We start from the raw sequence: 13600 nt of genomic DNA, 5'->3' as shown, positions 1-13600 counted from the left end.
GGGGAAACCCGGCATTCGTCGGATATAAGTGAATCCGAATCGGCGACGCCTGGAGGGCTGCGCCATCCCGTATTCCTGCATTTCCGTATTCGACGAGGCATCCCATGCGCGCTGCCGCGCCTCCCGTTCGCTTTCATCCTGCCGCCGTGCGGCGCCTGCGTGCCATTGCGCTCGCGGCGGGCATGGGGCTGCTGTCGGGCTGCCTGTCGCTTGCGCCACCGGACGAGCGTCCGGTCGCACCGATTCCCGCATCCTTTCCGGATCCTTCCGCCGACGCGACAGCGGCGGCGCCTGTGCCCGAGTGGCAGGCTTACTTCGTCGACGCGCGCCTGCGCGCGTTGATCGGGCAGGCGCTCGCCAACAACCGGGATCTGCGCGCGGCGGTTGCACGCGTCGAGCAGGCTCGCGCGGTCTACGGCATCCGCAGCGCGGATCAATGGCCGACGATCGGTGCGGGCGCGGCCTATGCACGGTTTCGCACGCCGGGCGGATTCCTCTCCCCGGCGCCCGTCATCGGCCAGGTCTATGAAGTCCAGCTGGCCGAGACGCAATGGGAGATCGATTTCTGGGGCCGCGTGCGCAACCTGAAAGCAGCGGCGCTCCAGCGCTACCTCGCGAGTGATGCAGCCCGCCAGGCGGTGACGCTGAGCGTCGTCACCGGCGTAGCGGACGCGTATCTGACGCTGTGCGAGATCGACGAACGCATCGCGCTGACCCGCGCGACGATCGACACACGCCGCGAATCGCTGCGGATCTTCCGGCTCCGTCACGCGGCCGGCGCGATCTCGCGCCTCGACCTGACGCAATCGGAGATCCTGCTGCAGCAGGCGGAATCGCTCGGCGTCCAGTTGCAGCAAGCCCGCGCGGCGGCGGCCGATGCGCTGGCGTTGCTCGTCGGTGCGCCGCCCGCGCTGGCCGCCACGCCGCTCGCGCTCGACGACGGTGCGGTGCTGCGGTCGCTCGCCCCCGGCCTGCCTTCGTTGCTGCTGACCCGGCGTCCGGACGTGATCGCGGCGGAGCATGAACTCGACGCGACCCGCGCGAACATCGGCGCGGCGCGCGCGGCATTCTTTCCGCGCATCGCATTGACGAGCGCGATCGGTTCGGGAAGCAGCGCGCTGCATGACCTGCTGTCGTCCGGAGCGGGCGTGTGGTCGGTGATTCCCAACGTCACGCTGCCGCTCGTCGACGGCGGCCGCAATCGGTCGAATCTCGCGCTCTCGCACGCGCAACGCGACGAGGCGCTCGCGCAGTACGAGAAGACGCTGCAGCGCGCGTTCCGTGACGTGTCCGATGCGCTCGCGGCGCGCCACTGGCTGGCCGATCAGGTCGCCATCGAGCGCGCCACGCTGGCGTCGCAGGCCGAGCGCGCACGCCTCGCGAAGCTGCGTTACGACAGCGGGGCGACCCGCTTCCTCGAAGTGCTCGATGCGCAACGGGACCTGATGAACGCCGAGCAGCAACTGGTCATGACCCGTCGTGCGCTGCTCTCGAGCCGCGTCGCGCTGTACGGCGCGCTCGGCGGCGGCGTGATCGACACCGGCAAGACCGCCGCGGCAACGGCTCCCCTTTCGACAGACTCGGACAACACACCATGAAAACCATCCCGCGCCCTCTTCTGATCGGTGTCGGTGCGGCCGTGCTCGCGATCGGCCTCGCGTACTACGGGTGGACGCGCTGGCGCGACGGCCAGACGGACGCGGGGCTCGTCAGCGGCAACGGCCGCATCGAGGCGACCGAAATCGACGTCGCGACCAAGCTGCCGGGGCGCGTCACCGCCATGCTCGTCGACGAAGGCGACTTCGTGACGGCCGGCCAGCCGCTCGCCCGCATGGACGTCGTCGTCCTGCAGGCGCAGCTCGACGAGGCACGGGCGCGTGAGCAACAGGCGGTGAACACCGCGGCGAGCATCGACGCGCAGGTCGCGCAGCGCCGCAGCGACAAGGCCGCGGCCGCGGCCGTCGTCGTGCAGCGGGAAAGCGAGCTGGATGCGGCCTCGCGGCGGCTCGCGCGGTCCGAAACGCTGTCGCGCGACGGGGCGTCATCGATGCAGGAACTGGACGACGATCGCGCGCGCGCCGGCAGCCTGCGCGCGACGGTGAACGCCGCACGCGCCCAGGTGGAAGCGGCCCAGGCCGCCGTCGACGCAACCCGGGCCCAGCTCGTCGCGGCGCGCTCGGCCGTAACGGCCGCGCAGGCGACCGTGGCGCGCGTGCAGGCCGACATCTCGGACAGCGAACTGACGTCGCCGCGCGACGGGCGCGTCCAGTACCGGATTGCCGAGTCGGGCGAAGTCCTGCCGGCAGGCGGCAAGGTGCTCAACATCGTCGACCTGTCCGACGTCTACATGACGTTCTTCCTGCCCGAAGCGGTCGTCGGCCGGGTCCCGCTCGGCGCCGACGTGCGGATCGTGCTCGATGCGGCACCGGAATACGTGATTCCCGCGCGCGTGTCCTATGTGTCGAGCACCGCGCAGTTCACGCCGAAGACGGTCGAGACGGCCGCCGAGCGGCAGAAGCTGATGTTCCGGGTCAAGGCGCGCATCGATCGCGATCTGTTGCAGCGCCACCTGAAACTCGTGAAGACCGGGTTGCCGGGCGTCGCGTGGCTGAAGACCGATCCGCACGCGGGCTGGCCGGATCGCCTCGCGATCAGGGTGCCGCAATGAATGCGACGACGCCCGTCGAGACGGATGCGAGATCGATCGACGGTTCGCCGGTGTCGGCCGATCCGCGCATGGTCGCCCGGCTGTCCGGCGTCTCGCTGCGCTACGGCGACAAGTACGCGCTCGACGACGTGACCCTCGACATCCCCGCCGGCTGCATGATCGGGCTGATCGGGCCGGACGGCGTCGGCAAGTCGAGCCTGCTCGCGCTCGTGTCCGGCGCGCGCGCGATCCAGCAGGGCCGCGTATGGACGCTCGACGGCGACCTGTCGTCGCGCCGTCATCGCGCGCGCGTATGCCGGCGCATCGCCTACATGCCGCAAGGCCTCGGCCGGAACCTGTACGCGACGCTGTCGGTCGAGGAAAACCTACAGTTCTTCGCGAGACTGTTCGGCCACGATGCCGCGGAGCGCCGCCGCCGGATCGACGCGCTGACGCGCAGCACTGGCCTGCAGCCGTTCCTGGATCGCCCGGCCGGCAAGCTGTCCGGCGGCATGAAGCAGAAACTCGGCCTGTGCTGCGCGTTGATCCATGATCCCGACCTGCTGATCCTGGACGAACCGACGACCGGCGTCGATCCGCTGTCGCGCGCGCAGTTCTGGGAGCTGATCGGACGCATTCGCGCCGCCCGCCCGGCGATGAGCGTGCTGGTCGCCACCGCGTACATGGACGAGGCTCGACGTTTCGACCGGCTGATCGCGATGGACGCGGGCCGCGTGCTGGCAACCGGCAGCCCCGGCGAGCTGCTCGAACGCACCGGTTGCGACACGCTGGAAGCCGCGTTCATCGCGTTGCTGCCGGAGGCCCGCCGGCGCGGACACCAGCCGGTCGTGATCGAGCCGTTCCAGCCCGATCAGGCGGCCGGCTACGCGATCGAGGCCGACGCGCTGACGATGCGGTTCGGCGATTTCGTCGCGGTCGACCACGTGAGCCTGCAGATCCGCCGCGGCGAAATCTTCGGCTTTCTCGGCTCCAACGGCTGCGGCAAGTCGACGACCATGAAGATGCTCACCGGCCTGCTGCCCGCGTCTGAAGGTACGGCGACGCTGTTCGGCCGGCCGATCACCGCGAACGACATCGACACGCGCAGGCGCGTCGGCTACATGTCGCAAGGGTTTTCGCTCTATGGCGAACTGACCGTCCGGCAAAACCTCGTGCTGCACGCGCGCCTGTTCGGCGTACCGGAACCGGATGTGCCCGCACGCGTGACCGAAATGATCGCGCGCTTCGGGCTCACGGACGCACTCGACGCGCTGCCCGAGCGCCTGCCGCTCGGGATGCGGCAGCGGCTGTCCCTCGCGGTGGCGATGGTGCACAAGCCCGAGCTGCTGATCCTGGACGAGCCGACGTCGGGCGTGGACCCGGTCGCGCGGGACGACTTCTGGCGGCTGATGATCGAGCTCGCGCGCAACGATCGCGTCACCATCTTCATTTCGACGCACTTCATGAACGAGGCCGCGCGGTGCGACCGCATCTCGCTGATGCATGCGGGCCGCGTGCTCGCGAGCGCCGCGCCCGAGGAACTGGTGCGCCTGCGCGGCGCGGCCACGCTCGAGGACGCGTTCATCGGCTACCTGAGCGACGCGCAGAAAGCGGATGGCGCGGGCGGGTCGGACGGCACGACGGCCGATGCGCCGTCCGACGCCGGCTGGCTCGCCGCGCCACCCGCCGCGGCCGGCGCCGGCCACGCGGCCGCATGGTTCAGCCCGGCGCGCGCCGGCAGCTATCTGTGGCGCGAAGTGCTGGAACTGAGGCGCGACCCGTTGCGCGCGACGCTGGCGCTGTTCGGCTCGCTCGTGCTGATGTGCGTGATCAGCATCGGGATCAGTCTCGACGTCGACAACCTGACGTTCGCGGTGCTCGACCGCGATCAGTCGATCCTGAGCCAGGACTATGCGCAGAATCTCGCCGGTTCCCGCTATTTCGTGCCGCGCGCACCGCTCGCGGACGACCGCGACATCGAGCGCCGCATGCGCAACGGCCAGCTGTCGCTCGCGCTCGAGATCCCGCCCGGTTTCGCGCGCGACGTCGCGCGGGGCCGCCGCGTGGAGATCGGCGCATGGGTCGATGGCGCGATGCCGATGCGCGCGGAGACGATCCGCGGCTACGTGGCCGGCATGCACGAAAACTGGCTGCGCGACCAGGCGAAGCGCCGGCTCGGCGTGTCGCTCGTCCCGGCCGTGGACATCGCGATCCGCTATCGCTACAACCCCGACGTCAAGAGCCTGCCGGCGATGATTCCGGCGATCATGCCGATGCTGCTGCTGATGCTGCCCGCGATGCTGACCGCGCTCGCCGTCGTGCGGGAACGCGAGCTCGGGTCGATCGTCAACCTGTACGTGACCCCCGTCACGCGTGCCGAATTCCTGCTCGGCAAGCAGGCGCCGTACGTCATGCTGGCCATGTTGAACTTCCTGCTGATGGTCGTGCTAGCCGACGTCGTGTTCGGCGTGCGGATCAAGGGCAGTTTCGCGACGCTGGCGGCCGCGGTGCTGATATTCAACGTCGTGGCCACCGGCATCGGGCTGTTCGCGTCGACGTTCACCCGCAGCCAGATCGCCGCGATCTTCATGACGATCGTCGGCACGCTGATTCCCGTCGTGCAGTTTTCGGGCCTGCTCACGCCGCTATCGTCGCTCGAGGGCAGCGGCAAGTGGATCGGCACCGTCTATCCGGCCACCTACATGCTCGCGATCAGCCGCGGCGTCTACAACAAGGCGCTCGGGCTGGCCGACCTGTCGTCCCAGTTCTGGCCGATGCTCGCGGCCGTGCCGGTCATCCTGGTCATGACCGGCGTGCTGTTGCGCAAGCAGGAGCGCTGACCATGTCCCGCCTGCTCGTCGTTTTCCGGCTCGGGGTCAAGGAACTGTGGAGCCTCGCTCGCGACCCGATCCTGCTCGCGCTCATCGTCTATACGTTCAGCGCGTCGATCTACGTCGCCGCCACCGCCCGCCCGGAAACGCTGCACAAGGTGCCGATCGCGATCGTCGACGAGGATGCGTCGCCGCTGTCGGCGCGCATCGCGGCGGCGTTCTTCCCGCCGCAGTTCGCACCGCCACCGATCGTCGACGCCGGCGCGGCCGATCGCGGGCTGGACAACGGCGACTACACATTCTCGCTCGACATTCCGCCCGACTTCCAGCGCGACGTGCTCGCCGGCCGCCACGCGACGGTCCAGCTCAACGTCGATGCGACCCGCATGACGCAGGCGTTCACCGGCGGCGGTTACGTCCAGCAGATCGTGGCGGGCGAGATCGATGCCTTCGTGCGGCGCCATCGCGGCACGTCCTTGCCGCCCGTCGATCTCGCGATGCGGATGCGCTTCAACCCGAATCTCGACGAAGTCTGGTTCGGCGCGCTGATGGAGCTGATCAACAACGTGACGATGCTGTCGATGATCCTCACCGGGGCCGCGCTGATTCGCGAGCGCGAGCACGGCACGATCGAGCATCTGCTCGTCATGCCGGTGACCGCGGCGGAAATCATGCTCGCGAAGGTCTGGTCGATGGGGCTCGTCGTCGCGGCGGCGGCAGTCGCGTCGCTGACGCTCGTCGTGGGCGGCGCGCTGCACGTGCCGATTCCCGGGTCGGTGCCGCTGTTCGTGGCCGGCATGGCGTTGCATCTGTTCGCGACCACGTCGATGGGGATCTTTCTCGCGACGCTCGTGCGCAGCATGCCGCAGTTCGGCATGCTGCTCGTCCTCGTGCTGCTGCCGCTGCAACTGCTGTCGGGCGGACTGACGCCGCGCGAAAGCATGCCGCCCGTCGTGCAGGACATCATGCTGGCCGCGCCGACCACCCATTTCGTCGAGCTCGCGCAGCGCATCCTGTATCGCGGCGCCGGGCTCGATGCGGTGTGGACCCAGTTTGCCGCGCTGTTCGCGATCGGCTGCGTGCTGTTCCTGCTGTCGCTCACGCGATTCCGCAAGACGATTGGTCAGATGACTTGATCGACGCGTCGCGCCCGTGACGCCGGAATTTGTCCGTTGATACAGATCAATCGTGCCGGAGCGCGGCACGCGATCATGACGCCATGTCTTGCGCAACCAGTGGCAGCTACGTTGACGGCAACGCCGTCCACGGCGGCCGCTTCCCGGGAGAACGTCATGATGGGTCTGCCGTACCGAAGCGCGCTTGCGACGCTCTGCGTGTTCATCGCGCTCGCTTCGCTGCTGGGCGTCGTGCATGCGATGCTGATCGACGAGACGGTCGTTCCGTACGCGATCATTGCGCTGGTGTCGGGCATCGTCGCGTTCATCGCGCAGCTCGATCCCGCGTCGTCCGGACATCAGCGGCACGGACCGGACGCGCTGGATTCGTCATCGTGAACGGTATCCTCCGTCTCGCGTTCAAGCTGCTCGTCAACGACAGTGCGAAATTCACCGCCTTGACCGTCGGCATCACCTTCTCGGTACTGCTGATGATCGAGATGACGTCGCTATTCGCCGGCATCCTGAACAAGTCGTCGGCGTCGGTCATCAATATTGGCGCGAAGGTCTGGGTGATGGACCCGGCCGTGAAGACGATCGCGAACAGCATCGGCATGCCCGACTACGTGCTCGACGCCGTACGCAGCATCGACGGCGTGAAGTATGCGGTGCCGCTCTATTCCGGCGGCGCGCTCGTCAAGCTGCGTTCCGGCACCTATCAGGCCGTGACGGTCGTCGGCCTCGACGACGCCAGCCTGCTCGGCCGCCCGACGATGCTGCAGGGCCGCATCGAGGACATCTACGCGGAAAACGGCTTCATCGCGATTCAGGATCCCGAATTTGCGAAGCTCGAGAATCCGTCCGTCGGCACAGATTTCGAACTGAACGACCATCGCGGCGTGATCGTCGGCATCGCGAAGGTCGCCGCGAGCGGCCTGTTCGGCACGCCGACGCTCTACACCACGTACGCGCGCGCGATCCGCTACATTCCGTCGCCGCGCTTCACGACCTCGTACATCCTCGTCGAACCGAAGTCGGATTCGGACATTGCACACATCAAGGCGGTGGTGACGTCGCTCGGCTATCGCGCGTACACGCGCGACGAATTCATCGCGCAGATCGCGCGCTTCTACAAGTACGAGACGGGCCTCGGCACCAACATCATGCTGATGACGATCATCAGCTTCATCATCGGCCTGTCGATTTCAGGGCAGACGTTCTACGCGTTCATCCTCGAGAACCTGGACAAGTTCGGCGCGCTGAAGGCGATCGGCGCGAAGAGCCGCGAGCTGGTCGCGATGATCCTGTTCCAGGCGACCTTCACCGCGCTGACCGGCTACGGTATCGGCGTCGGGCTGTGCGTGCTGATGATCACGGTCGCCAAGCTGAGGATTCCGGACTACGCGGCGCTCATCACTTACGGCAACCTGTCGCTCGCGTTCGGCATGGTGGTCGTGATCGCAACGATCTCGAGCTATCTCGGCGTGCGGCGCGTGCTGCGCATCGAGCCGTTCGACATCTTCCGGGGCTGACGATGGCCAACATCGCGATCGACGCGCGCGGCGTCAGCAAATGGTTCGGCGAAGGCGATGCACGCACGCAGGCGCTGCGCGACGTATCGATCCAGGCGAACTTCGGCGAGATGCTGCTGATCGTCGGGCCGTCCGGTAGCGGCAAGACCACGCTGCTCAGCGTAATCTCGGGCATCCTTCGGCCCGACGACGGCTCAGTGTCGATCGACGGCGTCGATCTGTGGGCGCAGTCGAACGATTCGATCGCCGATTTCCGGCTGAACCGGATCGGCTTCGTGTTCCAGGACTACCACCTGTTCCCGCGGCTCACGACCGCGGAAAACGTCGCGATCCCGCTGATCCTGAAGCGCCGGCCGTGGGACGACGCGATCAAGGAAGCGCACACGTACCTGGACGTCGTCGGGCTCGCGAACCGCGCGCAACTCCCGCCCGTCAAGCTGTCCGGCGGCGAGCAGCAGCGCGTCGCGATCGCGCGCGCGATCGTCAGCCAGCCCGACCTGCTGATCCTCGACGAGCCCACCGCGTCGCTCGACGGCGATACGGGCCGCATGGTCATCGACTTCGTCAAGCACAAGGTGCTGAGCGACACGCGCTGCATCGTGATCGTCACGCACGACGCGCGGATCTTCGAATACGCGGATCGCATCCTGCGGATGGAAGACGGCAGGCTGAACGGGATCGAGCGCGGAGGTGCGCGATGAAGCACCGCCTCGTGTTCGTGCTGGCCGTGCTCGGCTTCCTGGCAAGCGTCGCCGCCGCGTGGCTCTACAGCCGCCAGGAGCCGCCGCAGCCGCCGGTATTCAAGCCGGCCGCCAATCCGTACGCGCGCGGCGTCTATGCGAACGGCATCGTCGAGAGCGAGCAACCGGCCGGCGCGAACGTGAACGTCTATCCGGACGTCTCGGGCGCAGTGACGCGCATCCTCGTGCACGACGGCGATCCGGTGAAGGCCGGCGACGCGTTGCTGACGATCGACGACGCGGTACAGCGCGCCACCGCCGCCCAGCTCGCGGCGCAGGCCGACGCGGCCGTCGCCCTGCTCGACGAACTGAAGGCACAGCCGCGCCGCGAGGTGCTCGACGTGGCCAGTGCGCAGACCGCGGCCGCGCAGGCGAGCCTGAAGCTTGCCCAGGACCAGTACGACAAGCAGCGGCACGCGTACGACATCGATCCGAAGGCGGTGAGCCGCGACGCGCTCGACACGGCCGCGAACGCGGTGCGCGTCGCGGCGGCCAACCTGGACGTCGTCACGCGGCAGTATCGCCTGACGAAAGCCGGCGCCTGGGGCTACGACGTGCGCAACCAGGAAGCGCAGGCCATCGCGCTGCGGCGCGCGGCGGATGCGGCGGCCGCCCTGCTCGCCCGCTACACGCTGCGCGCGCCGGCCGACGGGACCGTTCTGGCGATGAACGCGGCGGTCGGGGCCTACCTGAACTCGCAGGGGCTCTACGACACCTATACGCGCGGCAGCACACCGGTCGTGGTGCTCGGCACACCGGCCGACCAGCTGCAGGTGCGCTGCTACATCGACGAAATCCTGATCCACCAGCTACCCGATCTGCATGCGTTGAAGGCGCACATGTTCGTGCGCGGCACGTCGGTCGAGGCCGATCTCCAGTTCGTGCGCGTGCAGCCATACGTCACGCCGAAGATCGAGCTGTCCGACCAGCGCACCGAGCGCGTCGACGTGCGCGTGCTGCCGGTCATTTTCCGTATCGTGCCGAACAGGAACGTGCGGCTGTTTCCCGGGCAGATCGTCGATGTCTACGTCGCAGGCAAATAACGGAGCCCGTCGCGCACACGCGCTGCGCCGCGGAGCCGGCGCGCTGGCCGTCGCCGTGCTGCTCGCCGGATGCACGGTCGGGCCGAATTTCGTCCCGCCGCCCGCGCCGCGCGTCGCGCACTTCGTGCCGCCGGACGATCCGGGCGCGGCGTCCGGCCTCTGGACCGGCGATGGACGGACGCAGGCGGTGTCGGCGGACACGGCGCTCACGCGCGACTGGTGGACGCGCTTCGGCAGCCGCGCGATCGACTCGACCGTCGACGAAGCGCTGACCGGCAGCCCGACGCTCGATCTCGCCGAAGCGACGTTGCGGCGCAGCGAGCACGCGCTGCGGGCCGGCCAGGGGATCTTCTTTCCGCAGGTGGATGCACAGGCCGGCGCGTCGCGCCAGCGCGCCACGCCGCTGCGTACCGGCCAGGCATTGCCGGCATCGATCTTCAACCTGTTCACGCTGTCGGCGACGGTCAGCTACACGCTCGACCTGTGGGGCAGCGAACGGCGCCAGGTCGAAGCGCTCAAGGCCGACGTCGATGCGCAACGGCAGGCGCTGGCGGGCGCGTATCTGATGCTGACCGCGAACGTCGTCAATACGATGGTCGCGCGCGCGGCCTATCACGACGAAGCCGCGGCGACGCGCGAGATGATCGGCCTGCTCGACGAGCAGATTCGTCTGACGCGCGTACAGGTGGCAGCCGGCGCGGCGGCCTACGTCGCGGTGCTGACGCTGGAATCGCAGCGGGCATCGCTCGAGGCGACGCTGCCCGCGCTCGACCAGAAGCGCGCGCAGGCCGACGATCTGCTCGCGCTGCTGGCCGGCCGCTACCCGGTCGACTGGCGGACGCCGGATCTGTCGCTCGACGGGATCGAATTGCCAGCCAGCCTGCCGGACACGGCGCCGTCGTCGCTGGTGCGCCGCCGCCCCGACATTCTGCGGGCCGAAGCCGAACTGCACGTGGCCAGCGCGCAGGTCGGTGTCGCGACGGCCGCGCTCTACCCGAACCTCACGCTGTCCGCATCGGGCGGGTTCGAAAGCGTCGTCGCCGGCACGCTGTTCGCGCCGGCCGGCCGCGCATGGAGTGTCGGCGCCGGGCTCGCCGCGCCGATCTTTCATGGCGGCACGCTGCTGAACCAGCGGCGCGCCGCGCAGGATGCGTACGACGAAGCCGATGCGACCTATCGGCAGGTCGTCCTGTCGGCGTTCTCGCAGGTGGCCGACACGTTGCGCGCGCTTGCGAACGACGCGGCGGCGCTCGATGCGCAGGCGCGCGCAATGGCCGCGGCCCGTGACGCGCTGAAACTCACGCAAGCCGGTTACGACGCGGGGATCGCCGGCTACGTCCAGTTGCTGGTCGCCGACGTGCAATACCATCAGGCGCGGATTGCGTGGCTGCAAACGGTCGCGCAGCGCCTGCAGGACACGGTCGCGTTCTACGTCGCGCTCGGCGGCGGCTGGGGGGACGCGGGCTGACACGCGCGCCGCACGGGCATTCAGCTCCGTTTTCAGGCCCATTCCAGCCCGTCTGGCCCCAATCAGCCCGTCTGCGCCGCGACGTCGGGCCGCTGCCACGGCGGCAATTCCGCCCAGCCGAGCGGCCCGTAGACGGTGCCGCCGGCGGCCTCGATCCTTTCGACGAACGTGGCGAGCGTCGCCCCGGCCGGCACGGTCAGCGTCAACGCATCGACGAAATCCTCGCTGCGCAGCCATGGCACCGCGCCGCGGTTGATCTGCTGGACGCTCCACGCATGCCCGTGCCGCCCCGCCTCGGGCGGCAAAAGACTCGGCGCGTCGAACGCGACCCGGAGCAATTGCGCGCGCGAATCGCTGTACGGCGGTTTCGCGGCATTCTGGTACGGCACGTCCGCCCAGCGCTCGCCGCACTGCTCGTCGAGTGGCAAGATTGTGAACCACGCCCACGGCGAGCGGACGAAGCACAGCCGGTAAAGGGGCCCGGCGCCATCCAGATTGGCGATCAACGTCATGATGGGTTCATCCCGAAAGACTCGTGATGCCGATACGCATCGCGCGCACGGCATGCGCGGATAACGGGTCACGACACGACACCGCATGCGCGCACGAAATCACTATCCTGCCGCCGCCGCGGCTCAAGGTTGATCGTCGTCAAACCGGGCGCCGTCGGGGAATCTCGCCCGGACGGCATGGTGATCCCTCAATTCCTGATTTCGGTCAACCGCTGCCCGCGCGTTCGGAATCTAATCGACTTACTGTTCCGTCGACTTCCGGTGAGGCAATCCATGAAACTGACATTTCTCGGCGCGACCGAAACGGTGACCGGCTCGAAGTATCTGGTCGAGCACGGCAGCCGGCGCGTCCTGGTCGATTGCGGCCTGTTCCAGGGGACGAAGAACCTGCGGCTGCGCAACTGGCAAGCGCTACCGCTCGCGCCCGACACGCTGGATGCGGTCGTGCTCACGCACGCGCACATCGATCACACCGGCTATCTTCCGGTGCTGGCACGCGAAGGCTATCGCGGGCCGGTGTACTGCACGGCGGCCACGGCCGAACTCTGCGACATCATGCTGCGCGACAGCGCGCGGCTGCAGGAAGAGGAAGCCGACTTCGCGAACCGGCACGGTTACTCGAAGCATCATCCGGCGCAGCCGCTCTACACGCTGGACGACGCGCAGCGCGCGCTACGCCTGCTGAAGCCCGTCGCCTTCGACGAATGCACGGCGCTGGGCGGCAGTCTGTCGTTCCGCCTGCTACCGGCCGGGCACATCCTCGGCGCGGCGAGCGTCGTGATGCACTGGGATCACAAGGTGCTCGCATTCTCGGGCGACCTCGGCCGGTATCACGACCCGATCATGCAGCCGCCGCGCCCGCCCGCGCATGCGGACTATCTGGTCGTGGAATCGACATACGGCGACCGGCTGCATCCGGCGTCGGATCCCGAGAACGAACTGGCCGCGATGTTCGACAAGACCTTCGCGCGCGGCGGAGTCGTCGTGATGCCCTGCTTCACCGTCGGCCGCGCTCAGGAAATCCTGCACTACATCGCGCGGCTCAAGGCGTCCGGGCGCATGGCGCGCGTCCCGGTGTTCCTCGACAGCCCGATGGCGACGGACGTGACCGAGATCTATCGTCACCATATCCTCGAACATCGCCTGACCGTCTCCGACGCGAACGCGCTCGGCCACGCGGCGACGATGATCCGCTCGGTCGAGCAGTCGAAAGCGATTGCCGAACACCACGGCCCGATGGTCATCATCGCCGGCAGCGGGATGGCGACGGGCGGGCGCGTGCTGCATCACCTGACCCGCTATGCGCCCGATGCGCGCAACACGATCGCGCTGGTCGGCTACCAGGCCGCCGGTACGCGCGGCGCGGCGCTGGCGGCGCACGAGCCGACGGTGAAGATTCATGGTGAGTACGTCCGCGTGCGCGCTCAGATCGAGTCGATCACGACGCTGTCGGCCCATGCCGACTATGAAGAGATTCTGAAGTGGCTCGGCACGATGCAGTGCGCGCCCGTGCGGACGTTCGTCACGCATGGCGAACCCGCTGCTGCGGACGCCATGCGCCGGCGCATCTCGGAGAGCCTGCACTGGCGGTGCGAGGTGCCGACCTACGGGCAGTGCGTCGATCTGGACGAGGCCGAATCAAGCAACACGCAGGAACCCGCCGCGCTGTCGTCCTGACTGCCGGCGAATTGCCGACGAATCGCGGGCGAAAT

The 13600-nt window shown here is 68.4% G+C and carries 11 protein-coding genes; 10 read left to right on the top strand and 1 reads right to left on the bottom strand.

Features of this window, described 5'->3' with window-relative positions:
- Positions 1 to 104 precede the first annotated feature (104 nt).
- The 9 genes from WS66_RS30430 to WS66_RS30390 all read left to right on the top strand — a co-directional run bounded on the left by WS66_RS30430 (position 105) and on the right by WS66_RS30390 (position 11376).
- On the top strand, positions 105 to 1598 hold the full coding sequence (locus WS66_RS30430; RefSeq protein ID WP_059602736.1) for an efflux transporter outer membrane subunit: 1494 nt from the start codon (positions 105 to 107) through the stop codon (positions 1596 to 1598).
- Entirely contained in the window at positions 1595 to 2668 is a 1074-nt protein-coding gene (locus WS66_RS30425; RefSeq protein WP_059602735.1) for an HlyD family secretion protein, read from the top strand. Before WS66_RS30430 ends, WS66_RS30425 begins: the two co-directional genes overlap by 4 nt.
- Positions 2665 to 5487 carry a ribosome-associated ATPase/putative transporter RbbA gene (gene rbbA, locus WS66_RS30420; protein WP_059602726.1) on the top strand — a complete coding sequence of 941 codons (2823 nt, stop codon included), beginning with the start codon at positions 2665 to 2667 and terminating at the stop codon, positions 5485 to 5487. The genes WS66_RS30425 and rbbA overlap by 4 nt, the downstream gene beginning before the upstream one ends.
- A 2-nt stretch (positions 5488 to 5489) precedes the next feature.
- Positions 5490 to 6614, top strand: coding sequence for an ABC transporter permease (locus WS66_RS30415; RefSeq protein ID WP_059602723.1), 1125 nt, complete (start codon positions 5490 to 5492; stop codon positions 6612 to 6614).
- A gap of 156 nt (positions 6615 to 6770) precedes the next feature.
- Complete coding sequence (locus WS66_RS30410) at positions 6771 to 6992, top strand: DUF2964 family protein (RefSeq protein WP_059602720.1); 222 nt, start codon at positions 6771 to 6773, stop codon at positions 6990 to 6992.
- The gene (locus tag WS66_RS30405; RefSeq protein ID WP_059602717.1) at positions 6989 to 8125 is read left to right on the top strand and encodes an ABC transporter permease; all 1137 of its coding nucleotides are present in this window, start codon (positions 6989 to 6991) and stop codon (positions 8123 to 8125) included. Before WS66_RS30410 ends, WS66_RS30405 begins: the two co-directional genes overlap by 4 nt.
- Positions 8122 to 8826: an ABC transporter ATP-binding protein gene (locus tag WS66_RS30400; protein ID WP_179955281.1), complete on the top strand. Its 705-nt coding sequence runs from the start codon at positions 8122 to 8124 to the stop codon at positions 8824 to 8826. The genes WS66_RS30405 and WS66_RS30400 overlap by 4 nt, the downstream gene beginning before the upstream one ends.
- Positions 8823 to 9908: an HlyD family secretion protein gene (locus WS66_RS30395; protein WP_059602711.1), complete on the top strand. Its 1086-nt coding sequence runs from the start codon at positions 8823 to 8825 to the stop codon at positions 9906 to 9908. The genes WS66_RS30400 and WS66_RS30395 overlap by 4 nt, the downstream gene beginning before the upstream one ends.
- Positions 9886 to 11376: an efflux transporter outer membrane subunit gene (locus tag WS66_RS30390; protein WP_059602708.1), complete on the top strand. Its 1491-nt coding sequence runs from the start codon at positions 9886 to 9888 to the stop codon at positions 11374 to 11376. The genes WS66_RS30395 and WS66_RS30390 overlap by 23 nt, the downstream gene beginning before the upstream one ends.
- Before the next feature lie 62 nt (positions 11377 to 11438).
- Here WS66_RS30390 and WS66_RS30385 read toward each other — a convergent pair whose 3' ends face one another.
- Positions 11439 to 11888, bottom strand: a complete 450-nt coding sequence (locus WS66_RS30385; RefSeq protein ID WP_059602705.1) for a hypothetical protein — start codon at positions 11886 to 11888, stop codon at positions 11439 to 11441.
- A 273-nt stretch (positions 11889 to 12161) separates the two neighbouring features.
- Here WS66_RS30385 and WS66_RS30380 point away from each other — a divergent pair, with 273 nt between their 5' ends.
- A complete protein-coding gene (locus WS66_RS30380) occupies positions 12162 to 13565 on the top strand; it encodes an MBL fold metallo-hydrolase RNA specificity domain-containing protein (protein WP_059602702.1) in 1404 nt (467 codons plus the stop codon).
- Positions 13566 to 13600 lie beyond the last annotated feature (35 nt).

Origin of the sequence: Burkholderia sp. LA-2-3-30-S1-D2 (assembly GCF_001523915.2) — a bacterium.
Classification (GTDB): Bacteria; Pseudomonadota; Gammaproteobacteria; order Burkholderiales; family Burkholderiaceae; genus Burkholderia; species Burkholderia diffusa.
The sequence above is the reverse complement of the archived record's forward strand: the minus strand, read 5'-3'. Positions and strand labels throughout refer to the sequence as shown.